General features: G+C 62.8%; 24 protein-coding genes. 17 read left to right on the forward strand and 7 right to left on the reverse strand.

The features are described from left to right. The first annotated feature begins 17 nt into the window (after positions 1-17). The 7 genes from O987_RS03830 (at position 18) to O987_RS03860 (ending at position 5,104) form a co-directional block, all read left to right on the forward strand. On the forward strand, positions 18-290 hold the full coding sequence (locus O987_RS03830) for a hypothetical protein (RefSeq protein ID WP_043370898.1): 273 nt from the start codon (positions 18-20) through the stop codon (positions 288-290). Next, the gene (locus O987_RS03835) at positions 287-727 is read left to right on the forward strand and encodes a PIN domain-containing protein (protein ID WP_043370899.1); all 441 of its coding nucleotides are present in this window, start codon (positions 287-289) and stop codon (positions 725-727) included. The genes O987_RS03830 and O987_RS03835 overlap by 4 nt, the downstream gene beginning before the upstream one ends. Before the next feature lie 69 nt (positions 728-796). Further along, on the forward strand, positions 797-1,915 hold the full coding sequence (hisC, locus tag O987_RS03840) for a histidinol-phosphate transaminase (protein ID WP_043370900.1): 1,119 nt from the start codon (positions 797-799) through the stop codon (positions 1,913-1,915). Then, a complete protein-coding gene (hisB, locus tag O987_RS03845) occupies positions 1,912-2,535 on the forward strand; it encodes an imidazoleglycerol-phosphate dehydratase HisB (RefSeq protein WP_003058637.1) in 624 nt (207 codons plus the stop codon). The genes hisC and hisB overlap by 4 nt, the downstream gene beginning before the upstream one ends. Positions 2,536-2,616: 81 nt before the next feature. Then, positions 2,617-3,285 carry an imidazole glycerol phosphate synthase subunit HisH gene (hisH, locus tag O987_RS03850; RefSeq protein WP_043370902.1) on the forward strand — a complete coding sequence of 223 codons (669 nt, stop codon included), beginning with the start codon at positions 2,617-2,619 and terminating at the stop codon, positions 3,283-3,285. Positions 3,286-3,501: 216 nt separating this feature from the next. Next, entirely contained in the window at positions 3,502-4,245 is a 744-nt protein-coding gene (gene hisA, locus O987_RS03855) for a 1-(5-phosphoribosyl)-5-[(5-phosphoribosylamino)methylideneamino]imidazole-4-carboxamide isomerase (protein WP_003058631.1), read from the forward strand. After that, the gene (locus O987_RS03860) at positions 4,238-5,104 is read left to right on the forward strand and encodes a D-hexose-6-phosphate mutarotase (protein WP_043370903.1); all 867 of its coding nucleotides are present in this window, start codon (positions 4,238-4,240) and stop codon (positions 5,102-5,104) included. The genes hisA and O987_RS03860 overlap by 8 nt, the downstream gene beginning before the upstream one ends. Before the next feature lie 142 nt (positions 5,105-5,246). On the opposite strand, the gene O987_RS03865 is transcribed toward O987_RS03860, so the two are convergent. From O987_RS03865 to wecB, 6 genes are all read right to left on the reverse strand, one after another. Next, complete coding sequence (locus O987_RS03865; RefSeq protein ID WP_172671621.1) at positions 5,247-6,116, reverse strand: hypothetical protein; 870 nt, start codon at positions 6,114-6,116, stop codon at positions 5,247-5,249. 47 nt (positions 6,117-6,163) lie between these two features. Then, complete coding sequence (locus O987_RS03870; protein ID WP_043370905.1) at positions 6,164-7,798, reverse strand: DUF2334 domain-containing protein; 1,635 nt, start codon at positions 7,796-7,798, stop codon at positions 6,164-6,166. A 32-nt stretch (positions 7,799-7,830) separates the two neighbouring features. Then, the gene (locus tag O987_RS29335) at positions 7,831-8,025 is read right to left on the reverse strand and encodes a hypothetical protein (RefSeq protein ID WP_235214242.1); all 195 of its coding nucleotides are present in this window, start codon (positions 8,023-8,025) and stop codon (positions 7,831-7,833) included. Between the two features lie 231 nt (positions 8,026-8,256). Beyond that, positions 8,257-11,007, reverse strand: coding sequence for an NfrA family protein (locus tag O987_RS03880; RefSeq protein ID WP_043370906.1), 2,751 nt, complete (start codon positions 11,005-11,007; stop codon positions 8,257-8,259). 10 nt (positions 11,008-11,017) lie between these two features. Then, positions 11,018-13,240: a cyclic di-3',5'-guanylate-activated glycosyltransferase NrfB gene (gene nrfB, locus O987_RS03885; protein WP_043370908.1), complete on the reverse strand. Its 2,223-nt coding sequence runs from the start codon at positions 13,238-13,240 to the stop codon at positions 11,018-11,020. Then, complete coding sequence (gene wecB / locus O987_RS03890) at positions 13,227-14,408, reverse strand: non-hydrolyzing UDP-N-acetylglucosamine 2-epimerase (protein WP_043370909.1); 1,182 nt, start codon at positions 14,406-14,408, stop codon at positions 13,227-13,229. Before wecB ends, nrfB begins: the two co-directional genes overlap by 14 nt. On the opposite strand from wecB, the gene O987_RS29025 reads away from it, so the two are divergent. After that, positions 14,407-14,574: a hypothetical protein gene (locus O987_RS29025; protein WP_155496307.1), complete on the forward strand. Its 168-nt coding sequence runs from the start codon at positions 14,407-14,409 to the stop codon at positions 14,572-14,574. The two genes, wecB and O987_RS29025, sit on opposite strands and share 2 nt — an antisense overlap. On the opposite strand, the gene glmM is transcribed toward O987_RS29025, so the two are convergent. Next, positions 14,571-15,905: a phosphoglucosamine mutase gene (gene glmM / locus O987_RS03895; RefSeq protein WP_029158510.1), complete on the reverse strand. Its 1,335-nt coding sequence runs from the start codon at positions 15,903-15,905 to the stop codon at positions 14,571-14,573. The genes O987_RS29025 and glmM overlap by 4 nt on opposite strands. A gap of 743 nt (positions 15,906-16,648) precedes the next feature. On the opposite strand from glmM, the gene hisF reads away from it, so the two are divergent. The 9 genes from hisF (at position 16,649) to tatC (ending at position 22,384) form a co-directional block, all read left to right on the forward strand. Further along, entirely contained in the window at positions 16,649-17,449 is an 801-nt protein-coding gene (gene hisF, locus O987_RS03900; protein WP_003058607.1) for an imidazole glycerol phosphate synthase subunit HisF, read from the forward strand. 69 nt (positions 17,450-17,518) lie between these two features. Then, positions 17,519-17,947: a phosphoribosyl-AMP cyclohydrolase gene (gene hisI / locus O987_RS03905; protein ID WP_255265028.1), complete on the forward strand. Its 429-nt coding sequence runs from the start codon at positions 17,519-17,521 to the stop codon at positions 17,945-17,947. Positions 17,948-17,951: 4 nt separating this feature from the next. Beyond that, complete coding sequence (locus O987_RS03910) at positions 17,952-18,347, forward strand: phosphoribosyl-ATP diphosphatase (RefSeq protein ID WP_003058603.1); 396 nt, start codon at positions 17,952-17,954, stop codon at positions 18,345-18,347. A 13-nt stretch (positions 18,348-18,360) separates the two neighbouring features. Then, positions 18,361-18,759: a DUF4870 family protein gene (locus O987_RS03915; RefSeq protein ID WP_003058601.1), complete on the forward strand. Its 399-nt coding sequence runs from the start codon at positions 18,361-18,363 to the stop codon at positions 18,757-18,759. Between the two features lie 244 nt (positions 18,760-19,003). Then, entirely contained in the window at positions 19,004-20,047 is a 1,044-nt protein-coding gene (locus O987_RS03920; RefSeq protein WP_003058599.1) for a patatin-like phospholipase family protein, read from the forward strand. Between the two features lie 97 nt (positions 20,048-20,144). Beyond that, a complete protein-coding gene (locus tag O987_RS03925) occupies positions 20,145-20,513 on the forward strand; it encodes a histidine triad nucleotide-binding protein (RefSeq protein ID WP_043370911.1) in 369 nt (122 codons plus the stop codon). 121 nt (positions 20,514-20,634) lie between these two features. Next, complete coding sequence (tatA, locus tag O987_RS03930; RefSeq protein WP_003058595.1) at positions 20,635-20,871, forward strand: Sec-independent protein translocase subunit TatA; 237 nt, start codon at positions 20,635-20,637, stop codon at positions 20,869-20,871. A gap of 22 nt (positions 20,872-20,893) precedes the next feature. Further along, a complete protein-coding gene (gene tatB / locus O987_RS03935; RefSeq protein ID WP_003062149.1) occupies positions 20,894-21,415 on the forward strand; it encodes a Sec-independent protein translocase protein TatB in 522 nt (173 codons plus the stop codon). Positions 21,416-21,571: 156 nt separating this feature from the next. Further along, positions 21,572-22,384 carry a twin-arginine translocase subunit TatC gene (tatC, locus tag O987_RS03940; protein ID WP_003058591.1) on the forward strand — a complete coding sequence of 271 codons (813 nt, stop codon included), beginning with the start codon at positions 21,572-21,574 and terminating at the stop codon, positions 22,382-22,384. Positions 22,385-22,483: the final 99 nt, after the last annotated feature.

A 22,483-nucleotide genomic window follows, 5' to 3' on the forward strand; every position in this document is an offset into this window, starting at 1 on the left:
CGTGTACTATGCGTGGCATGAAGAACGTCACCATCACCGTCGAAGACAGCGTGCTTGACTGGGCGCGCATTGAAGCGGCCAGGCGCGGCAGCAGCGTCTCGCGCATGCTGGGTGACTTCATGGCCGAGCTGATGCAGCGCGAGGATGCCTACGAGCGTGCCTATCTGGCCTGGCGCACCGATGAGCGCACCTGGCAAGCTGCCGGCCAGTCGGCAAAATCCCTGGCGCGCAGTGCCAGCAGCAAACGGGCTGCGGTGCACAGCAATGCCGAAGCCGAGGTGGCCAAGTGAACCCTGTGTTTGTCGATACCTCGGTGCTGATTGCCGCGGAAGATGCGGCCGGAGGTGCGCTGTATGCGGCCACGCTGGAATGGCTGGATCTGCTGTGGCGCAGCCGCAGCGGCCGCACCAGCAATCAGGCCCTGGTGGAGTTCTATGACCAGGCAACCACGGCTGCCCATCCCCTGCCTCAGGGCGATGCCCGCGCTGCCATCCGCCGCTACCAGACCTGGACGCCCTGGAAGACCGACGCCGCCACGCTGGAGACTGCCTGGGCCGTACAGGCCCGCCATGCGCTGGATTTTGGCGACTGCCTGGCCGTGGCCTGCGCCCAGCACAGCGGCTGCAACCAGATGCTGAGCCTGTATCTGCCCCACGGCGCGGAGTTTGGCGGTGTGACCGTGGTGCACCCGCTGCAGCAATCTGCCCGTGAGAATCTTGAGGCTTGAGCGCCACGACCGTAGCGACCCGTATCGACTGCATTGGCCAACGCAAGCCTCGTGTGAAGGAGTGAACCCATGACTGCTCAAGACATCCAGACCAAAGCCCTGCAACGCATCCGCGCCGATGTGCGCGCCATGCAGGGCTACCATGTGCAGCCCGCGCAAGGCCTGCTCAAGATGGACACGATGGAGAACCCCTACCGTCTGCCGCCCGAGTTGCAGCAGAAGCTGGGCGAGCATCTGGGCGCGCTCGAAATCAACCGCTATCCCGGCGAGCGCCAGGAAGTGCTCAAGCAGATGCTGGCCGACTACGCAGGCGCCCCCGCCGGCACCTCGGTGCTGCTGGGCAATGGCTCGGACGAGATCATCACCCTGCTGGCGCTGGCCACGGCCCAGCCTTGCAACAATGCCCGAGCCAAGATGCTGGCTCCCATGCCGGGTTTTGTGATGTATCCGCTGTCTGCCAAGCTGCAGGGGCTGGATTTCGTGGGCGTGAATCTGACGTCCGACTTCGATCTGGATGTGCCGGCCATGAAGGCCGCCATCGCCGAGCACCAGCCTGCCATCACCTATATCGCCTATCCCAACAATCCCACGGCCACGCTGTGGGCCGAGGACAAAGTGCAGTCCGTGATCGATGCCGTGGCCGAGATCGGTGGTCTGGTCGTGATGGATGAGGCCTACCAGCCCTTCGCCAGCCGCAGCTGGATCACCCGCATGAAGGCCGATCCTGCGCGCAATGCCCATGTGCTGCTGATGCGCACGCTGTCCAAGTTCGGTCTGGCCGGTGCGCGCCTGGGCTATCTGATCGGCCCTTCGGCCATCGTCAACGAGATCGACAAGGTGCGCCCGCCCTACAACATCAGCGTGCTCAACTGCGAGACGGCGATTTTTGCGTTGCAGCACGAGTCCCTGTATGCCGAGCAGGCCGCTGCCATCCGCGCCGAACGCCAGCCGCTGATCGATGCCCTGGCCCTGCTGGACGGCGTGGAAAAAGTCTGGCCCTCCGAAGCCAATATGGTGCTGCTGCGCGTGCGCGACGCCGGCAAGGCCCAGATCGAGATGAAGCAGCGCGGCGTGCTGGTCAAGAACGTATCGGCCATGCACCCCTTGCTGCACAACTGCCTGCGCCTGACCGTGGGCACCCGCGAAGAAAACGCCCAGATGCTGGCGGCACTGAAAGAAAGCCTATGAGCAATATCGTCCCCTCCATCGCCCAGAACCTGCCGCGCATTGCCGAAGTGCAGCGCAACACGGCCGAGACCCGCGTCGCCGTGCGCGTCAACCTCGACGGCACGGGCAAGGCCAGCCTGAACTCCGGCATCGGCTTTCTCGACCACATGCTGGACCAGATCGCGCGCCACGGCCTGATCGACATGGACATCGAATGCGCGGGTGATCTGCACATCGACGGCCACCACACGGTGGAAGACATCGGCATCACCCTGGGCCAGGCCTTCGCCAAGGCCATCGGCGACAAGAAAGGCATTCGCCGCTACGGTCATGCCTATGTGCCGCTGGACGAAGCCCTGAGCCGCGTCGTCATCGACTTCTCGGGCCGTCCCGGTCTGCACATGGATGTGAAGTTCACCGCCGGCAGCATCGGTCAGCTCGATACACAACTGGTCTTCGAATTCTTCCAGGGCTTTGTCAACCACGCCGGCGTGACGCTGCACATTGACAACCTGAAGGGCTTCAATGCCCACCACCAGTGCGAAACCATCTTCAAGGCCTTTGCGCGCGCCATGCGCTTTGCGCTGGAGCATGATGAGCGCATGGCCGGCGTGATTCCCTCGACCAAGGGTGCTCTGTAATCAGGAGCTTCATGCGCCTGTTCACAGTGAATTTCAAAGCTCTTTGTCTGTAAAAACAAATCTCCATAAGCGGTAGCTGCTATGAGTTTGAAGAACAACACCGTGGCCGTGGTCGATTACGGCATGGGCAACCTGCGCTCGGTCTCGCAGGCGGTGCGCACGGCTGCGGCCGATACCGGCTGGGAAGTGGTCGTTACGGCCGATCCCGAGGTGGTCCATGCCGCCAACCGCGTGATCCTGCCAGGTCAGGGCGCCATGCCCGACTGCATGCGCGAGCTGCGCGAATCGGGCCTGCAGCAGGCCGTGCTCGATGCTGCTGTCAACAAGCCGCTGTTCGGCGTCTGCGTGGGCATGCAGATGCTGCTCGACCACAGCGATGAGGGCGATGTGCCGGGCCTGGGGCTGATTCCCGGCAATGTGCGCAAGTTCGACCTGGAAGGCAGGACACAAGCCGACGGCAGCCGCTTCAAGGTGCCGCAGATGGGCTGGAACCAGGTGCAGCAGACGCAGCAGGGCGGCAAGCCCCATGCACTGTGGGCCGGAATTCCCGACGGCAGCTTCTACTACTTTGTGCACAGCTTTTATGCGCTGGTGCAACAAAGCGCGCATTGCGCGGCCGAGACCGACTATGGCGGCCTCTTTGCATGTGCCGTCGCACGCGATAATATTTTCGCAACCCAGTTCCACCCCGAGAAAAGCTCGGACCAGGGACTGGCGCTGTTCCGCAACTTCCTGGGCTGGAAGCCCTAAAGGTCAACATTGAACCAGTCTTTGCGCGCATCGCATCCCTGGCTTGGGCGGTCTGCAGCGTTGCAAATCCTCGCCGGGCGATCAGCCCTGCTGTGGTTTGCGTCTCGCAGCCCATCCCAATCCAGTGCGCGCTGCATCGCAGGACTTATTCATTGTCAACCCGAGTTTTTTCAACCGGCCATTTCTGACGGCCAAACTTGCTAGCAGATCACCATCATGTTGCTCATCCCCGCTATCGACCTCAAGGACGGCCACTGCGTTCGCCTGATTCAGGGTGATATGGACCAGTCCACCACTTTCGGTGAAGACCCCGCAGCCATGGCCGCCAAATGGCTGGATGCCGGCGCCCGTCGCTTGCACCTGGTGGACCTGAACGGCGCCTTTGCGGGTCAGCCCAAGAACCTGTCTGCCATCAAGAGTATCCTCAAGGAAGTCGATGGCGAGATTCCCGTGCAGCTGGGCGGCGGCATCCGTGATCTGGACACCATCGAGCGCTATATCGATCTGGGCATCGAGTACCTGATCATCGGCACCGCTGCCGTGAAGAACCCCGGTTTCCTGCAGGATGCCTGCAGTGCCTTTCCCGGCCACATCATCGTGGGCCTGGACGCCAAGGACGGCAAGGTGGCCATCGATGGCTGGAGCAAGCTCACCGGCCAGGACGTGATCGAGACCGCCAAGCGCTTCGAGGACTGGGGCGTGGAATCCATCATCTACACCGACATCGGTCGTGACGGCATGCTCAGCGGCATCAATATCGACGCCACCGTCAAGCTGGCCCAGTCGCTGAAGATTCCGGTCATCGCCTCGGGTGGTCTGGCCGGCATGGCCGACATCGAAGCGCTGTGCAAGGTGCAGGACGAAGGCGTGGAAGGTGTGATCTGCGGCCGCGCCATCTATACCGGCGATCTGGACTTCGCCGCAGGCCAGGAGCGTGCGGACGAACTCACGGGTGAGTGATTTGGCGTTTCAGGCCCAGACTCTGGACTGGAAAGGGCTCCCCGCGATTGCCCTGAAGCTGGGCCGGGGGGATTCGGTGCTGATCTGCCTGCAGGGTGCCCAGGTGCTGTCCTGGGTCGGCCTGGGGCAGGAGCGCCTGTTCCTCAGTCCCCGCGCATCCCATGACGGCAAGAGCGCCATTCGTGGCGGCATTCCGGTCTGCTTTCCCCAGTTCAATCAACGCGGCCCGCTGGTCAAGCATGGCTTTGCGCGCCTCAGCCACTGGCAGGCCGATGCTGCGCAGCCTTCGGGCGAGGATGGTGCGCAGATCTCCCTGCGCCTGACGGACAGCGAAGCCACGCGCGCTGTCTGGCCGCATGCCTTTGAAGCCGTGCTCACGGTTGAGCTCAGGCCCGGCATGTTGCGTGTGGAGCTGGCCGTGCATAACCGTGGCTGGCAGGAGCTTTCTTTCACTGCAGCCTTGCACGGCTATCTGCGCGTGGCGCAGGTCGAGCAGGCCAGCTTGCACGGCCTTGAAGGGCTGAGCTACTGGGATGCTGCTGCGGCTCAGCCGGACACCCATGTCACGCAGGAGGGCTGTGTCAGCTTCGGTGCGGAGACCGATCGCGTCTATCCCCGTGCGGCGGCAGCCCTGCAGCTGCAAAGCTCGGGCCAGCCCTGGCTGCAGCTTGCCCAGGATATGCCCTGGAGCGAAACCGTGGTCTGGAATCCCGGACCCGCACTTTGCGCCACGCTCAAGGACATGGAAGCCGACAGCTGGCAGCAGATGCTGTGCGTGGAGGCGGCGGCCATTGATACGCCTGTGGTTCTTGCAGCCGACCAGCGCTGGCAGGCGGCGCAGACCTTCGAATGCTTTTGAAGCACTGAACGGGCAGGGGTGAGACCAGCCCGAGCCTGGATCGGTCCGTGTGCGCAGACCTGTGGGCGTGCGGGCTTGCAGCCTGTTCAATCCTGTCGCTGGCTCCATGAGCCCAAGCCGCAGTAGCAGGGCGCAAGGCTGCTCATCGGGGTTTGCTGCCCAGGGCATCCGCCAAGGCATCGACCAGAGGCGGGTTCAGGTAATGCGGGCCGTCGAAGGCGAAGACCGTCCAGCCCTGGTAGGCCGCCAGCTGCGGCAGAAACTCCTCTGCCATGGCGCTGCGAAAGCCGCCGCCCGGCGCAGGCCGGAAGGCTTCGGCAATCACGCGCACACGCGCATGCCCCAGATGGGCCGTCAGCATTTGCAGATACTCGCGTGCCACGGAAGGCGTGCGCGCATGCACGCCGACGCCGTCCTGGAAGAACACTCCCACGTCTTCCGGTATCCAGCGCATGATCCAGTCCACCAGCGCCTGAGGCCCCATATTGGCATTGTCATAGGCGCTGATCCACAGCGGACGCGGCAGCTTGTTGAGCACCTCGGTGAGCTGACTGGGGGCTGCCCAGGTCGGGTCGATCTCGACCGGAAAGTACCAGCCGGCAACCCGCAGCGGCAGCGCTGTGATGGCCGCCTTCAAGGCATAGGACTGCATCGCCAGATCCGCGAGGCTGGCGCGCGCCCTGGTCTCGTCATGCATGCCGGCCAGGCCAAGAATCAGTTCCTGCGCCCAGGGCTCGGCCGCGATGCGCTCCCAGTCCGGCAGGTTGCGGCTCATCGCGGGCAGATAGGTGCCGGGCACCAGGCTCAGATGGTCCACGGCCGTCCATTGCACCAGCAGGCGTCGAATGCCCAGGCGCTGCCATGCGCCATGGGGGCGCAGCGTGGCGGCACTGGGCTGCCAGACCATGCCGGGCAGGCGCAGGCCGGGCTTGGCCTTCGCCTCTGACAGACCGCAGGCCAGTGCCCAGCCCAGGCCCAGGGCCTCGCGTCTGCTGCATCGTTGCATCGTCATATCGATGGGGTGGAGCGCTTTCTCCCTGCGGAGAAAGCGCTTTTCCTTCATGGCAGCTGGCTCGGAACCGTCCAGGTGAAGCCCAGATTGGAGATGCCGCTGACAAGGCTCTTGAAGTCCGCCAGGCCAGGGGTTCCAACCTGCGGCTCCAGCCAGAACGGGTGGAAGAAGAACGAGGCATAACCGTCACGCACCGTCTTCACATACTGGGCATTGGTGAGAATGTCCTGCCATGTGTAGTTGTAGAAGGAAGTCGGGTCGATCTGGCTAATGTCGTACTCGATGTTTCCCAGGCTTTCAGGCAGCACCTTCTGGCCGTAGTAGTCGGTCTTGATGGGGTAGGGGAAGATCTGGCCCAAGGAAAAATCCTTTTCCACCGATGCGTTGAAATTGGGCTTGTCAGCCGTGAAGTACACGACGCGCTGATAGGTCTTGGCAAAGACCTGCGTACTGGCCTTGGAGGCCAGCGCCGAGCCATGGTAGTGCGGAGTCTCCCAGGCTGTCGGGCGGTAGCCGTTGAGATTCAGCTCCAGCAGGCCGGCCCGGTAGCGTCCCAATGCCCAGGCGGTGGAGTCTTCGGGTACCGGCTTGTTGTTGACGATGTCCCAGAACTCGTAGTCATCGCCACTCACGGCCGTATAGCGGTTGCGCACATTGCTGTACTGGTGCGTGTAGCCATGCATCACGATTTCGCCGCCGCGCGCCAGCGCATAGTTGAGCGCGGTCTTCAGATTGGTCGCCAGTGACAGGGGCACCTGCATCGGCACTCCTGCGTTGTAGACGCCCAGAGGATCCTTGTAGTACGGAATGGTCGCAATCGAAAACGGTATCCGCAGCTGGTAGAGATAGTCCGTCAGCGATTTCATCGCCGTCACGCTGACCAGTGCGCTCACGTCTTCAAGCCGGACCATGGCCTTGTGGCTTTCGGCATGGTTCACTCCCAGCATGTCGTGCAGGATGTCGGTGAGCACCAGATAGCGGTCTCGTGGCCCGATATAGCTGAACGGCAGGTCCGCCACGTACCAGAAGTTGCCCGACTTCACTATATAGGGTGCCTGCTCGCCAGTCTTGGGGTTGGACATGGAGACCAGGTTCTGCGCCTTGGTGGTATCGGTGATGGCCGTCAGCCCCACATCGGGATCCGCATTCACAGCGCCCGTGCTGCTGTCGTATGCGTAGTATTTGACAAAGGGCAGGCTCTTGTAGGTGATGGTGTCAAAGAACCCCGGCGTGGTGTTGCTGGAGGTCGGTGCGGCATTGAGGCCCCGCAGCGCCGTCAGGTTGAAGCCATAGCGGGACTGGAAGCCGTAGCTCGGGTCCCAGGCAAACTGCCAGAGGTTGTACTTGAACCAGACGATGGTCTTGCTCGAGCTGGCGGCATCGGCCATGAAGGCGGCGGGAACCGGGTTGTCGTAGTACGAGCCGAGGTAGAACGTGGCGTCGTAGCCGCTGAGCTGGCCTGCCGTGTAGTTCTGCACCGGGACCATATCGACCTTGCTGTCGAAATGTCCGAGCAGATTGCGCAGCATGATGGCGTAGCCGAATCCGAGCTTGGTGTAGGCCGTATTGGGCGGCGCGTCATAGAGGATCAGGGTGCGCGGGCCTGTTTGCGCAAAAGCGCCAGGGCTCGCAAAGAGCATGGCGAGCAGCCATGCCCCGAGAATGCGTCCTAGGGTTTTCATGAGACTCTCCTGAGATCTTTACACGATGGGGTCTATCGCTGCTGGCCACGGAAGGGTCCGCCCGGATTGGGCTTGTCCTTCGGTGGACTGCCGGGGGATGGGTTGCCGGGTTTGACCGGCAGCGCATCCAGCGTGTCATCCCGTGTGAAATCCTTCTTGAAATGTCCTTTGTGGTGGTGCGCACGTTCGTTGCGCTTGCGCTCTTCGGGAGATGCGCCGACATCCATGCGGATCTGGGTGCTTCCAGGTGGCAGGGGGGGGCGGCATGACGTTGGAGGCCTGGGACCAGTTGGCCCAGCTCAGCAGCGCCAGCGCGAGCAGCGCGCGCATGGCCTGCCTTTGATCGAGGGAGTGCATGAGAGTCTCCTTTCTGGGGGCAGAAAGAAAAAGTGTCAAAGAACACCATCTCCACAAACTCTAGAAATGGCGATGGGTTCCGGCCTTGCAGGCGTGCCGTCTCAAAAGACCAAGGCAGCACGTAGAAACACGCCTTTCCCTCGTTCGTCCCCGGCAAGCCGGGCGCGATACTGCAAGGAGAGGTCGAGGTAGGAGCGAGGAGCATGGTCACGGTCCTCGCGGAACCAGAAACGCATGTTCACACCAACGCCAGCGCCTACTGAGCTTTGCTTGCCCGAGGCTGTGCGTTCAGAGTTGTAATCAGCGCCCAGGACTGCGTGCGGAAACAGCACCAGTCTCGAGTCGCTCCCCCCCATACGGAAACTGCGCCCTGCTTGGGCTTCGAACGTCGCGTAGTTTTGCTTGCGATGAATAAAACGGCCCACTTCGGTGTACACATTGACGGTGTTCCAGCTGGGCACATCGACGCGCAGGTCGGTTCCCATGCCGCCCGAATACCCCATGCGCAGCAACCAGTCGTTGCTGGACAGCGAGCCGATGCGCACGCGCCGTTCGACCGCGAGGATGAGGTTGTGATCGCTCAGCGGTTTGGCACGAATGCCGAGGGCGCCCTGGGTGGTTTCGCCGCCGGTGGGTACATCGTGGCGGCTGTAGACGGTTTGCGCTGCGCCGCCATACAGCTCCCAGAAGCGGCCGTCGCCGAACTTCTGCGGGCGCCAGTACACCTCGCTGACGAGCTGTGCCACGTCGCCATACAAGCCAGGCTGGGCACCGGCTGCGCCCAGGGAAATGCCCCGATAGCCCAGCAAGGTGTTGACACCCCAGGAGCGGTCCCGGTCGGAGATTTCGCGCCGCGTTTCATATTGCTGCTGCGGCGTCATGTCCAGCCTGCCTTCATGGACCGCGCTGATCGCCTGTTTGAAGTAGCCTATGGACTGCTCGTTCTCGGCCAGCCTGCTGGCGGCGTAGGCGCCATCGCGCAGCGCCGTGTCCGGCAGGCGGCTCTGCTCCCGTGCGCGGTTGAAGATGGACAGGGCACGGCGATCATCGCCCACGCGGATGGCCATATAGGCCAGATCGGGATCGGCGCTCTGCTGCAGCTCGGGCTCCGAGGTGGCCTGGGCAAAACGTGCTGCCGCCTCCTCGCGCCGTCCCAGTTGCAGCAGCAGATCCACCTCGCTGGACAGAGACAGGCCGCCCATTTGCAAGGCTGTCTGTGCATCGGCATTGGCCGCCTCGGTCATGCCCTGCTCGCGACGCAGACGGCTGCGCAGGGCCAGCACTTCGACGGCATCGGGTTGCAGCTGCAGGGTTTGATCGGCTTCTTCAAGCGCCTGCGCCTTCTGGCCTGCAGCCAGCAGGGCCTGCAGGCGCAGCTGGCGATAGGGCAGATGCCTGGGGTTGAGCTCTATGGCGGCAGCGGCCTTGTCTGCCGCCAGCGCATATTGCCCATCGCCATAGGCCTGATAGGCCTCCTGTGCGACCTTGTAGGCAGGGTTCGGTACTTCCTGTCCGGGCCAGATTTCGCAGCCGGGCACATCGCCGGCGCTGAAGCAGTTGACCAGGGGCAAGGGCAGCTCATAGCCGCGTGAGAGGGTTGAGGAGCGCAGGGCCTTGAGCTGCTCGCGGCGGCTGCCGACATCGGCATTGCTGCCCGTCTCCAGCGCTTGCAGCAGCCGCTGGGCTCGTTCTGTCTGGCCGGCGGCCAGTGCTGCATCCAGGGCTATCACGCCGTAGTTCTGCCGCTCCGACCGCGACAGGTGGGGGGCGGCAAGCGCTGCGTCGAAGGCCTGTTCGGAGGCCATGCCGCGACCTTGGACATGCAGGGCCACGCCCTGCAGTACCTGCAGTGCCGGATCATGCTGCAGCGCCAGCCCTTGTTCCGCCACGCGCTGTGCCTGGGCGGCCTGCCCATCCTGAAGCAGCAGGCCCAGCCATTGCAGGCGCGGTGCCAGCGCCTGCGGTGCCAGACGCACGCTGGACTCGGCATGGCGCAGGGCCTTGGCCATGTCGCCTTGCTCGCGGGCCTGCAAGGCTTGCTCGAAGGGGCGCAGGGCCTGGCGCTGACGTATGGAGGTACGCAGCATCTGCCAATCGGCGTCCGACTGCAGCTGTTTCACATTGTCCAGTCTTGCTGCACGGGCCTCGGCCTCGTCGAAGCGTCCGTTCTCCACCAGCAGATAGACCAGCAGGCGCTGGTAGTCCAGACGCGCCGGGGCCGCCGCTACGGCTTGCCTGGCCAGAGGCAAGGCCGCGGCGAAATCGCGTCGCTCGGTGGCGGCATAGGCCTGGCTGGCCTTGGCGTAGCCCGGGGGCATGGCCGGTGGCGCCGGGTTCTTGCGCGGGCGCTGCGGGGCGTCCACAGCCGGTGCTGCAGCCTTCGCAGGCTGCGCTGTCGTGGCTGCGGCAGGCGCTGCAGCGCTGGGCGCCTTGGGCACTTCCTGGGCCAAGGGGGCTGGTACGGCTTGAGGTTCGGGCTGTCTGGCCGGTACGGCGCCCTGATGCATATCGCGCAGGGCCTGGGCCAGACGCGCATCGCCGGGGTGACGCTGAAGCTGGGCCTTCAATACGGCTTCGGCCTGCGCGGGTTGGCCAAAGCGGCGATGGGCTGCAGCCAGCTGCAGGGCGATCTCGGTGTTCTCCGGTGCCAGGCGCTGAGCCTGCTGCAGCTCGGAGATGGCGCGCTGGCCATCGCCGCGCGCCATGGCCTCATACGCCTTGTCGATCCGGGGATAGACCTGAAAGCGCTGTCTGGGGCTGATATCCGGACCCAGATCCACCACCTGCGCCACTCCATCGTAAGGGGTGGCACATGCAAGGGAAAGAACCAGAATGGGGCGAGAAAGCTTCATATATTGGCACCTAGGCAGCAACGGAAACGATCGGGGCGGCATCAAGGCGGCGCAGAAGCTGCGCCATGGTGACCTGCAACTGTTGTTGCAGGCGCAGAGCTTCATCCAGCGTGGCCTGCGTCAACGCCCCCTGGTTCACCAGGAACAGGCCCAGGCTGTCATCGCTTTGCTCATGCCTGAGCAGCAAGGCATTCAGCACGGCCGTGTCGATGCGGCCCAGGGCTTGCAGCACTTCGCCCAGCATCAGCTGTCGCGACACATAGAATTTCCACAGCTCTTTCGCCTGCTCGGCGGATACGCGCTTGCGTTCCACGGCCCAGGCAAGCAGTTCGCGAGCCGGCTCCCCATGCTGTCTTGCATACAGACGCCGCAGCTCGACCGTGACCTCTCCCTTGGGGGCAATGAGGTAGCGCACAGGCCTCTCGAGCTTGCGCTCCAGGGCCGCGTGCGAGACCGGGTCTATGACCGACTCGCTGGCCAGGACCAGCGTCTTTCCCTCCTCGCGCAGCGGCACCACGCTGTAATGCAGTGCCAGATGTGCCGGCAGCAGCGCCGCGACCTCGTCGGGGATCAGGCGCTCTCCCAGGAACTCCCAGGAAACGCCGGCCTGCTGGGCCACTGCAGCGGCCAGCTGTGCGGTGCTGATCAGGTCCTTGTGCACCAGCGCACTGCCCAGACGCAGGCCCGGAGTGGGGCGCACCAGGGCCTCCTGCAACTGGCTCTCGGTCAAGGCGCCTTGCGCGATCAGTATCTGCCCCAGGGGCTGGCGCAGTCGGGGTCCCTCTCCCAGCATGGGAAAGTCATGGTCGGTCTTGGCCCAGGCCATGCGCCGGATATCCTTGGCCTGCAGCGCCTGGGCGATGGCCCGCCAGTTGGCCAGAAAGTTCACCAGATTGCCCCACAGCAGGCGCGGAAGCGACATCAGTCCCTGGACGATGCCGTAGTAGCTGGTGACGAAGAACATGCGCTGGGCAATGCGGTTGAGCATCAGCACGAAGTTCGCGGCCAGCAGCGCGTACAGCCACCAGTCACCCTGGAAGATGGAGAGAAACCGGTAGCTGTCCGGTACCAGGCGCTGGTAGAGCCAGATGGCAATCAGCTGCATCGCCAGCAGCATGGCCAGGAAGCTGGCGAAATTGGTCAGAGCTCCCTTGCGGTCACGCCAGAGAAAATAGTTCAGCACGCCGCTATTGGTCCAGCGCAGGGTCTTGAAGCCCTGGATCACGATGCCGGTGATCCAGCGGGACTTCTGTCGCACCGCCGCATTCAGCGTATCGGGGAAGAATTCCCGCACGCAGATGACGCTGGCTTCGCGCGCGCTGCGCCCGGGTCGGCGTGGCTGGTCGGGATCGGCCGGCTGGTCCGCATCGTGCACGGGAAAGCGCACGAAGATCTCGCGCATGCCCAGCTGCTTGAGCCGGAAGCCGATGTCGTAGTCCTCGGTCAGGCTCTGGGTGTCGAAGGCCACGCCGTCGCCGAGCTCCAGCAGCGCCGTGATGGCGCGGCGGCTGAAGCAGGTGCCGACGCCGGCGCTGGGCACCTGGCCCACCATGGCCTCGCGTACCACGATGTCCTTGGCATGCAGCTCGGCAAACTCGTCCAGGTAATGCCCGCCGGTGAATTCGCGCAGCGGTCGCTCCAGGGGGTAGACCGGCAGCTGGATCAGATCCTTGCGATCCACGAGGAAATTGAACAGCCTCAGCTCCAGCTTGGACAGCACGTCTTCCGAGTCATGCAGGATGAAGCCCGCAAACTCGATGCCCGAGCGCTGCTCGAACTGGAAGATGGCATCAAGCACATTGTTGAGGCAGTCGGCCTTGCTGGTCGGCCCGGGGCGGGCGCAGACCACGCTGTGCACATTCGGGAAATGGGCTCTGACCTGCTCCACATCGGCATGGGTCTGGGGATCGTTGGGGTAGGTGCCGATGAAGATGTGGTAGTTCTCGTAGTCCAGCGTGGTGGCTGCCAGCTGCGCCATCTTGCCGATCACGCCATGCTCCTGCCAGGCGGGCACCATGATGGCCAGCGGCTTCTCGTCCACGCCCAGCAAGGCCTTGTAATTCATCTGCTCATGGCGCGAGTACACGGTCACTGCACGCCAGGCGCGTCGCACCCAGTACATGAGGTCGATGAACAGGTCGTCCAGGCCGCTGATGAAAATCACCACGGCGATGACGATGGCGATGCTCTTGAGCACATAGAGGTAGGCGGTGAACAGGTCAAGCCAGGACATGGGGCGTCCTTTCCCTGGCTTGCTGTGCCAGACCTGCATGCTCGGGCCTAAGCATCTGCTGCAGTCTTTTTTCGGTGCGCTGCGCTGCAGTCCCGTCGCCGAACGGGTTGGAGCTGGCCTGCATGTGGCGATACGCGGCATCGTCATGCATCAGCTGGCGCACGGACTGCACGATCTTGCTCCTGTCTGCGCCCACCAGGGCGGCGCAGCCAGCTTCCAGAACTTCGGGGCGCTCGGTTTCGTCGCGCAACACCAGCACCGGCACCTTGAAGGTGGGTGCTTCCTCCTGCAGCCCGCCCGAATCGGTCAGCACCAGCCAGGCATCGGCCAGGGCCTGCTGCATGGCCAGATAGTCCAGAGGCTCCGTCAGCTTGATATTGGGCAGTCCGCCCAGCAGCCGATGGACGGGCTCCTTGACCACCGGATTGAGGTGGACCGGGAACAGCACCGGCACCTGGGGAAACTCGCGCGCGATATCGGCAATGGCTTCGCACACATGGTCCACATCGGGGCCCCAGTTCTCGCGCCGGTGCATGGTGACCAGGATATGGCCTCGGCCCTGCATGCGGCGCTGGATGTGGTGATGCTGGCTGGCCCATAGCTGGGCATCGACGACGGTGTTGCCCGTCAGCTCGATATTTTCCGTGGCCACGTTTTCGCGCTCCAGCGCCTGCTGGGCTCTCAGCGTGGGGGCCAGATGCAGGCTGGCAATGCGCCCTATCATCTGCCGCAGACCTTCCTCGGGAAAAGGGCGGTGCAGGTTGTAGGTGCGCAGGCCGGCCTCGACATGGACGACCGGCACCTTGCGGTAGAAGCCGGCCAATGCCCCCTGGAAAGCACTCTCGGTGTCGCCCTGCACGATCACCGCCTCGCAGGCCGTTTCCATCAGCACGGATTCCAGTTGTGTGCGGCAGCCGGTGGCGAACTCCAGCAGCGAACTGCCTTGTCTTTGCAGCACATGGTCGGGCTGGATATGAAAGCACTCCAGCATCTGAGCGGCCATATCGCCATGCTGGCCGGTGTGCAGCCAGATGGGCCTGGCCCATGGCGACTGCTTCAAGGCGTGGTAGACGGGGGCCAGCTTGATGATTTCAGGCCTGGTCCCGGACACGATGAGCAACTGTGCGATATCCGGCTGTGCGCGAAGAGTCCCGGAGTCCTGATTCATGGCGTTCTCCCTTGAGTCAATCGGTAACAGACGTTTTCCATTCGTACCTGCTCAAAAATCATCTTTCACGCGCTGCTTTGGGTATGTCAGCCAGCTCCTCGTGCTGGCTGCGACCGGATCCGGCTTTCTCTATGGCATGAGCGAAGCCGTCGCGTCGGCGGACTAACCATCCCTGGCTGCGGAGACCAGCCGTTCGGCGCAGCGGCTGGCCTGATCGCCATCCTGTGCTTCCACCATCACATGCAGCATCGGCTCCGTGCCGCTGTGCCGCACCAGAACCCGTCCGGTGGAGCCCAGCTCCGCCTCGACCTGCGCCTGTACCCGTGCCAGCAAGGCATTGCTGCGCCAATCGCGCTCCGGCGGCAAGTGCACGTTGAGCAATGCCTGGGGATAGAGCTGCACCGGCAACAGCCATTGCGACAGCGTGCGGCCGGTGCGCACGCAGGCCTGCAATATCTGCAGCGCGTTGACCAGACCGTCGCCCGTGCTGTGCCGGTCAAGGATCAGCAGATGGCCAGAACCCTCGCCGCCGAAGGTCCAGCCCCGGCGGCTGAGCTCCTCGAGCACGTAGCGGTCACCGACCTTGGTACGCATGAAATCCACATCCAGCAGCCCGAAGGCCTGCTCCACGGCCATATTCGTCATCAGCGTGCCGACCGCGCCCGCAATACTCTCGTCATGCTCCAGGCGATCCGCGACGACCAGGTACAGCAACTCGTCCCCGTTGTAGAGCCGCCCGGCCGCATCCACGACCAGCAGGCGATCGGCATCGCCATCCAGAGCGATGCCGAAATCCGCACCGCAACCCGAGACGGTGGTGGCCAGTAGTTCAGGGTGAGCGGCTCCTGCGCCCTGGTTGATATTCAGACCATCGGGAGCGCAGCCGATGGCTACCACCTCGGCGCCGAGTTCATGAAAGACCATGGGCGCAATCTGATAGGCCGCGCCATGGCCTGCATCGACCACGATCTTCAGTCCGCGCAAGGTGAACGCATGGTCGCAGGTGCTCTTGCAGAACTCGATGTAGCGGCCGGCGGCGTCATCGAGGACCTGCGTTTTTCCGAGCGCGATCGCCGAGACCCAGTGCGGCTCGTCGAGCAGCATCTGCTCGACGGCCACTTCCCAGACATAGGGCAGCTTGGTGCCTTTGGCGCTGAAGAACTTGATGCCGTTGTCTTCGAAGGTGTTGTGGCTGGCGCTGATCACCACCCCCAGACTGGCCCGCAAGGCGCGTGTGAGGTAGGCCACGCCCGGTGTGGGCAGCGTGCCCACCAGCATCACATTCACTCCTGCGGAATTGAAGCCCGACACCAGCGCGCTTTCGAGCATATGGCCCGAGATGCGCGTGTCCTTGCCAATCAGCACGGTCGGGCGCTCTTCACTGCGGTGAAGCATCCGTCCGACCACATGGGCCAGGTGCAAGGCGAAGTCCGGCGTAATCGGGAAGTACCCAGCCCGCCCACGAATTCCGTCGGTACCGAAATATTGGCGTCTCATATCCATGATGATCACCTGCGCTTGAGTACGGTCATCGAGCGGGATGGCATTCCGATTCCGCCCATTGATTCAGAGGAATGTGGATTTAAAAATACTAAAACTATTGATTTATTTTTTTCATAGTTTCACTAATAAAAACAATCCAAACAAGAACGCCGCGTAAAAAATAACATCTTTTTACGTTATGTATATCTGGAAGCTAAATTGGTTTTCTATTTACATGATTCAGGGTATGCACGTCAGGGCCGAAAAATGGCTTGCAATCAAGCCAGGCTTGGCCTGGCGAGGGTTTTCGAAGTCCTGACCGATGCGGTGTCCTGCCGCATGGCTGCCGTCCATGGTCGGTAACAGGGTTTCTGTTATCGGGCTGGCCGGACATGGACGATGGCCCCGTGCCTGACAGTTAATAAGTGCTGGCGTACTGGTTTCGATAAGAAACAAAAGCTGAAAGTCCTGAATTTCGAAGCCGGCTCTGGGTTTTCTGTTACTCAATTGGAAGCAGCAGGAATCGGTGAATCCCAATGCCCCTGGCCGGTTTCTGAACCTGCGTGTTTCCAATCGTTCAGAAAATGGCCTGTGATCGGGTGGCGATGCAATGGTGCCGGCCCGCTTTCCGGCCCGGACGGTTTGCGCGGTGTGCAATGCCTGCACGGCAGGGCTGCGCAAGGGGATGGATGTCCAGGGCGGAGGCGGGGCCGTGGTATCTTTGGCCCCCTTGTTCCTAGATATTCCGAGACTTGTCCATGCTTGCCAAACGCATCATTCCCTGCCTTGACGTGACCGGCGGCCGCGTGGTCAAGGGCGTCAATTTTCTGGAGCTGCGTGATGCGGGCGACCCGGTGGAGATTGCCGCGCGCTACAACGCCCAGGGTGCGGACGAGCTGACTTTCCTGGACATCACGGCCACCAGCGATGGCCGTGACCTGATCCTGCCCATCATCGAGGCCGTGGCTTCGCAGGTCTTCATTCCGCTGACCGTGGGCGGTGGCGTGCGCAGCGTGGAAGATGTGCGCCGCCTGCTCAATGCCGGAGCCGACAAGACCAGCTTCAACTCCGCAGCCATTGCCAACCCGGACACCATCAATGCCTGCAGCGACAAGTACGGCGCGCAATGCATCGTGGTGGCCATTGACGCCAAGCGCCGCACGCCCGAGGACGAGCAGCGCATCGGCCCCGGCGGCACGCCCATGGGGCCGGGCTGGGATGTGTACAGCCACGGCGGGCGCAAGAACGTGGGGCTGGATGTGGTGCGTTGGGCCGAGGAGATGGCCAGGCGCGGTGCCGGCGAGATCTTGCTGACCAGCATGGACAAGGACGGCACCAAGAGCGGCTTCGATCTGAAGCTCACGCGTGCCGTGGCCGATGCCGTGGCCGTGCCCGTGATCGCCTCGGGCGGTGTCGGCAATCTGGAAGATCTGGCCGATGGCGTGACCATTGGCGGCGCCGATGCCGTGCTGGCTGCCAGCATCTTCCACTACGGCGAGTACACCGTGCAGCAGGCCAAGGAATGCATGCGCGCACGCGGCATTCCCGTGCGTTTATAAGATTATTTTGAGAGCGGCTTGCGCAGGGTACAAGCGGCTTTCCATATGTTTTGTGGTTGAAATAAGCTGCTGGCCTGCGCTGGCTGCTATACAAAACAAAGGTCTGCAATGAGCTGGCTGGATCAGGTCAAATGGGATGCGCAGGGGCTGGTGCCCGTGATTGCACAGGAGCAAAGCAGTGGCGACGTGGTCATGTTCGCCTGGATGAACCGCGAGGCACTGGAGAAGACCGCCGAGCTGGGGCGTGCCGTCTACTTCAGCCGCTCGCGCAACAAGCTGTGGTTCAAGGGTGAGGAGTCCGGCCATGTGCAGACCGTGCACGAGATGCGCATCGACTGCGACAACGACGTGGTTTTGCTCAAGATCACGCAAGAGGGGCATGATCCCGGTATCGCCTGCCATACCGGTCGCCACTCCTGCTTCTACAGCGTGTTCAAGGACGGACAGTGGCTGGCTGTCGATCCGGTCTTGAAAGATCCTGCTTCCATCTATAAATAAAGTCATGTCTGAACAAAACACCGCGTCGGTCGAGGGCGCACTGGCCCGTCTGGCCGCCGTGATCGAAAGCCGCAAGGTCGCCAATGGTGGTGACCCCGAAAAAAGCTATGTCGCGCGCCTGCTGCACAAGGGGCCCGACGCCTTTCTGAAGAAGATCGGCGAAGAGGCCACCGAAGTCGTGATGGCCGCCAAGGATGTCGATCATGGCGCGGACAAGGGCAAGATCCTCTATGAAGTGGCTGATCTGTGGTTTCACTCCATGATTGCGCTGTCGCACTACGGCCTGACACCCGCAGAGGTGGTGGCCGAGCTGGAGCGCCGCGAGGGCACCAGCGGTCTGGAGGAAAAAGCCCTGCGCAAGGCCCAGGAACGCGCTGCTCAGGAAGGGGCGGCCAAGTAACAAGGAAGCACGAATGAATGACGATCGCGACATCATCGATGTAGGCCCCGGCGGCTCTGCCGAGGTCGAGGGCCTGAAGGCCTGGGGCTGGGTCAGCTATCTGCTCCACCTGATCGTGGCCGTGGCCGCGGTGCTGCCGGGCGCGCAGGTCAGCGTGCTGCTGTTGCTGATTGCGGTTGTCATCGATCTGGTCAAGCGCGACGATGCGCGCGGCACCTGGCAGGAGAGCCATTTTTCCTGGCGTCTGCGCAGCGTGCTCTGGGCCATCGTGCTCTATGCGGTGACCTTCCCGTTCTTCCTGCTGGGCCTCCTGATCTTCAACCCTGCCTGGGTGTTGATCTCCATCTGGTTCCTCTACCGCATCGTCAGCGGCATGATCGCCATGAACAAGAATCGCGCGATCCGCTCCTGAGCCGGTTTTGCCCGACATCGAAGCCCCCGCTTTACGGCCGGGGCTTTTTTGTTTTGGCAAGCGGTTTTGCTGCACTGCAACAGATTCGGGCCGGCAGGCTGACACGGGTGCCGGGCCTGTGCAATGCTCGCGGTGCTGGATAAGCTGCGGAAATTGCGCAGATTCGCTGGATATGTCCGCTGTGCGTTCGCAGCGACAGTTCCAAGCCCCTTACCTGGTTCCTCAACCTTCACAGGATCGTGCCATGGCTGCAGAGACTTCCCACACCCTCAACCTGGCCCTGCAGGGCGGGGGATCGCATGGCGCGCTGACCTGGGGCGTGCTGGATGCATTGCTCGACGATGACGGCCTGATCTTTGAAGGCATCAGCGGCACCAGTGCCGGTGCCATGAATGCCGTGGCGCTGGCCCATGGCTTCGCGCAGGCGGCTGCGCAGGAAAAGAATCTGGACGATGCCCGTTACCTCGGGCGTCAGCTGGCGCGCCAGTCTCTGCGCGAGCTGTGGGAGGGCGTGGGCACCATGGGCAGTGTGGGCAAGATGTTCTGGGCTGCACCGCTGCCGGGTAGCAAGCAGTTCATGGGGGTGCTCAACCAGTTTCTGTCGCCCTATCAGACCAATCCGCTCAATATCAACCCGCTGCGGCAGCTGCTCACACGGGTGGTGGATTTCGAGACGCTGGCCCATCCCGCTCATCCTGGCGTGGTGCCCAAGCTCTTCATCTGCGCCACCAACGTGCGCACGGGCGGCGGCAAGATCTTCAAGGGCGAGCAGGTGACGGCAGACGCCATCATGGCCTCGGCCTGCCTGCCGCAGCTGTTCAAGGCGGTGGAGATTGACGGAGAGTGCTACTGGGATGGCGGGTTCTCGGGCAATCCGGCCCTGTATCCGCTGATCTACGAGACCCGGAGCCGCGACATCCTGCTGGTGCAGATCAATCCCAAGGAGTCCGATGTTTCGCCCGATACGGCCCGCGAGATCATGGACCGCATGAACGAGATCACCTTCAACGCCAGCTTGCTGGCCGAGCTGCGGGCCATCGAGTTCGTGGTCAAGCTGCTGGAGCAAAAGCGTCTGGACCCGGAGCGCTACAAGCATGTGCTGATGCACCGCATCGACGGCGGCTCGGTGCTCAAACCCTTTGGCGCCTCTAGCAAGGTGCGCGCAGACATGGGCATGGTGCGCAAGCTGTTCGAGCTGGGGCGCGAGCGCGGCCAGCAATGGCTGCAGCTCAACCGCGCGCACCTTGGCGTCAAGCAGACGCTGCGATTCAACGAGAATAGGGGATAGCCTCCGCAGGGGGCACGCCATTGCCTGCTTTCTGGCTTCCCGGGCCATGGGTAGGGCAGGGCGTCCGGAGTACTGAACCGTAGAGATACCAGAGACCATGCACGACCACGATTACGACGCCAATTGCATTTTCTGCCGCATCGCCAAGGGGGAGATTCCTTCGCGCAAGGTCTATGAAGACGAGGAGCTGTTCGCCTTCCATGACATCCACCCCGGTGCGCCCGTGCACTTTCTGCTGATTCCCAAGAAGCACATCCGCTCCATGGCCCAGGTTGGCGCCGGGGATGCGCCCCTGCTGGGCCGCATGATGGCGCTGGCTCCCCAACTGGCGCTGGAGCAGGGCTGCAACCCTTATCCCGATGGCGGTTTCCGCATCGTGGTCAACACCGGCAGCGAAGGCGGCCAGGAAGTGCACCATCTGCACCTGCATGTCATGGGCGGTCCGCGCCCCTGGCTCAAGGGCTGATCAGGCGGCGCAGCGGGCCTGCACGCGGCGATAGAGCTGTGCGCTGCAGGCTTTTTGGGTGATTGATTCGTATCTGTCACAAGCCCCGTCTAAAATGGTTTGCAATTTCTAGGAGATTCTCATGGGCTCGTTTTCTATCTGGCACTGGGCGATCGTGCTGCTCATCGTGGTTCTGGTGTTCGGCACCAAGAAGCTCAAGAACATCGGCTCCGACCTGGGCGGCGCCGTCAAGGGCTTCAAGGACGGCATGAAGGACGGCGCGACTGACGCCGACGCCAACGCTGCGACCGGCCAAGTGGCCAACCAGCAGGCCGCCGAAAAGGCCACCATCGACGTGGAAGCCAAGCAAAAGAGCTGATCGCGGCAGGACTGACATTTAGATGTTTGATATTGGCCTGTCCAAAATGGCGCTGATCGGTGCCGTGGCCCTGGTGGTCATCGGTCCCGAGAAGCTGCCGCGCGTGGCCCGCATGGTGGGCACCTTGCTTGGCAGGGCACAGCGCTATGTGTCCGACGTCAAGGCCGAGGTCAACCGCTCCATGGAGCTCGATGAGCTGCGCAAGATGAAGGACACGGTCGAGACCGCCGCGCGGGACGTGGAGTCCAGCATGCGCAATCAGGCCTCTGATCTTGAAAAGGACTGGAGCGATGCGACCAAGGACCTGCGCGACGACTCGAACATGACTTCGGCTTCGTCCTTCGGCTCCTATGACGCAGAAGGTGGCTACACCGGTCTGGATACGCACAGCAGCGTGGTGCCCAGCTACCGCCATCCGCGCAAGAACTGGCGCGTCAAGCGCGGAGCCGTGCCTCAGTGGTACAAGGCCCGTGCCGGGGTACGTAGCAAGGTCCAGTCGGGTGCGGCACGCGTGGCGCGCTTTCGCCCCAAGAAGTTCCATTGAACATGCAGCTCAGCAGCCTGCCGGCCGCAAGGTCGGCCATGGCCGACCCCAGGGGGCCGGCTTGGCTGCCCGCATGTCGCTCTTTGCCCGTGATTCACGGGCGTTGTTGTTTCTCAAGCGTGTGGAGCCGATCGGGCTCCGGCGCGGTTTTGCACCATGTCCGAACCCTCTAAAGAAGACGAACTCGCCGGTACGGAGCAGCCGTTTGTCCAGCACCTGATGGAGCTGCGTGATCGCCTGCTCTACAGCCTGTATGGCGTTTTGATCGGCGTAGGGCTGCTGATGTTCTGGCCGGGCCCCGACGGCCTGATCGACTTCATCGCCCTGCCCATCAAGGAGCACATGCCGCCCGGCGCCAAGCTGATTGCGGTGGGCGTTTTCTCGCCCTTCTTCGTGCCGCTCAAGGTGTTGATGATGGTGGCCGTGCTGCTGGCGCTGCCCTGGATCATGTACCAGATCTGGGCCTTTGTTGCGCCGGGTCTGTACAGCCACGAGAAGAAGTTCGCCCTGCCGCTGATCATGTTCGGCAGCCTGCTGGCTTATGCCGGCATTGCCTTCGTACAGTTCTTTGTGCTGGGCAATATGTTCAAGTTCATCCAGCACTTCACGCCGGCCAGCGTGGCGGCCACGCCCGACATCGCCTCGTATGTGGAAGCGATTCTCTCGCTCTACATCGCGTTTGCGGCGGCCTTTCAGGTGCCCATCGTGGTAATGCTGCTGGTGCGCTTTGGTCTGGTGGAGATCGAGAAGCTCAAGGCCTTCCGCGGCTATTTCGTGGTGCTGGCCTTCGTGATTGCTGCCGTCATCACGCCGCCCGATGTGATCTCCCAGCTGGCCCTGGCCTTGCCCATGTGCCTGCTCTACGAGATCGGCATTCTGGGGGCCGGCTGGTTCAGCAGGGTATCGCGTGCGCCCGATGCCGAGGACGGTACGGGCACGGAAGTGGAGAAATCCACGGACGGCCACTGATCTTCGTCTCCGACTCCTGGCAAAGCCCTTGAAGTGATTCAAGGGCTTTTGTTTTGATAGCTGTCAGCGCTTTACCTGCAAGCGTTTGAGCCGTATTCC

Origin of the sequence: Comamonas testosteroni TK102 (assembly GCF_000739375.1) — a bacterium.
Classification (GTDB): domain Bacteria; phylum Pseudomonadota; class Gammaproteobacteria; order Burkholderiales; family Burkholderiaceae_C; genus Comamonas; species Comamonas brasiliensis.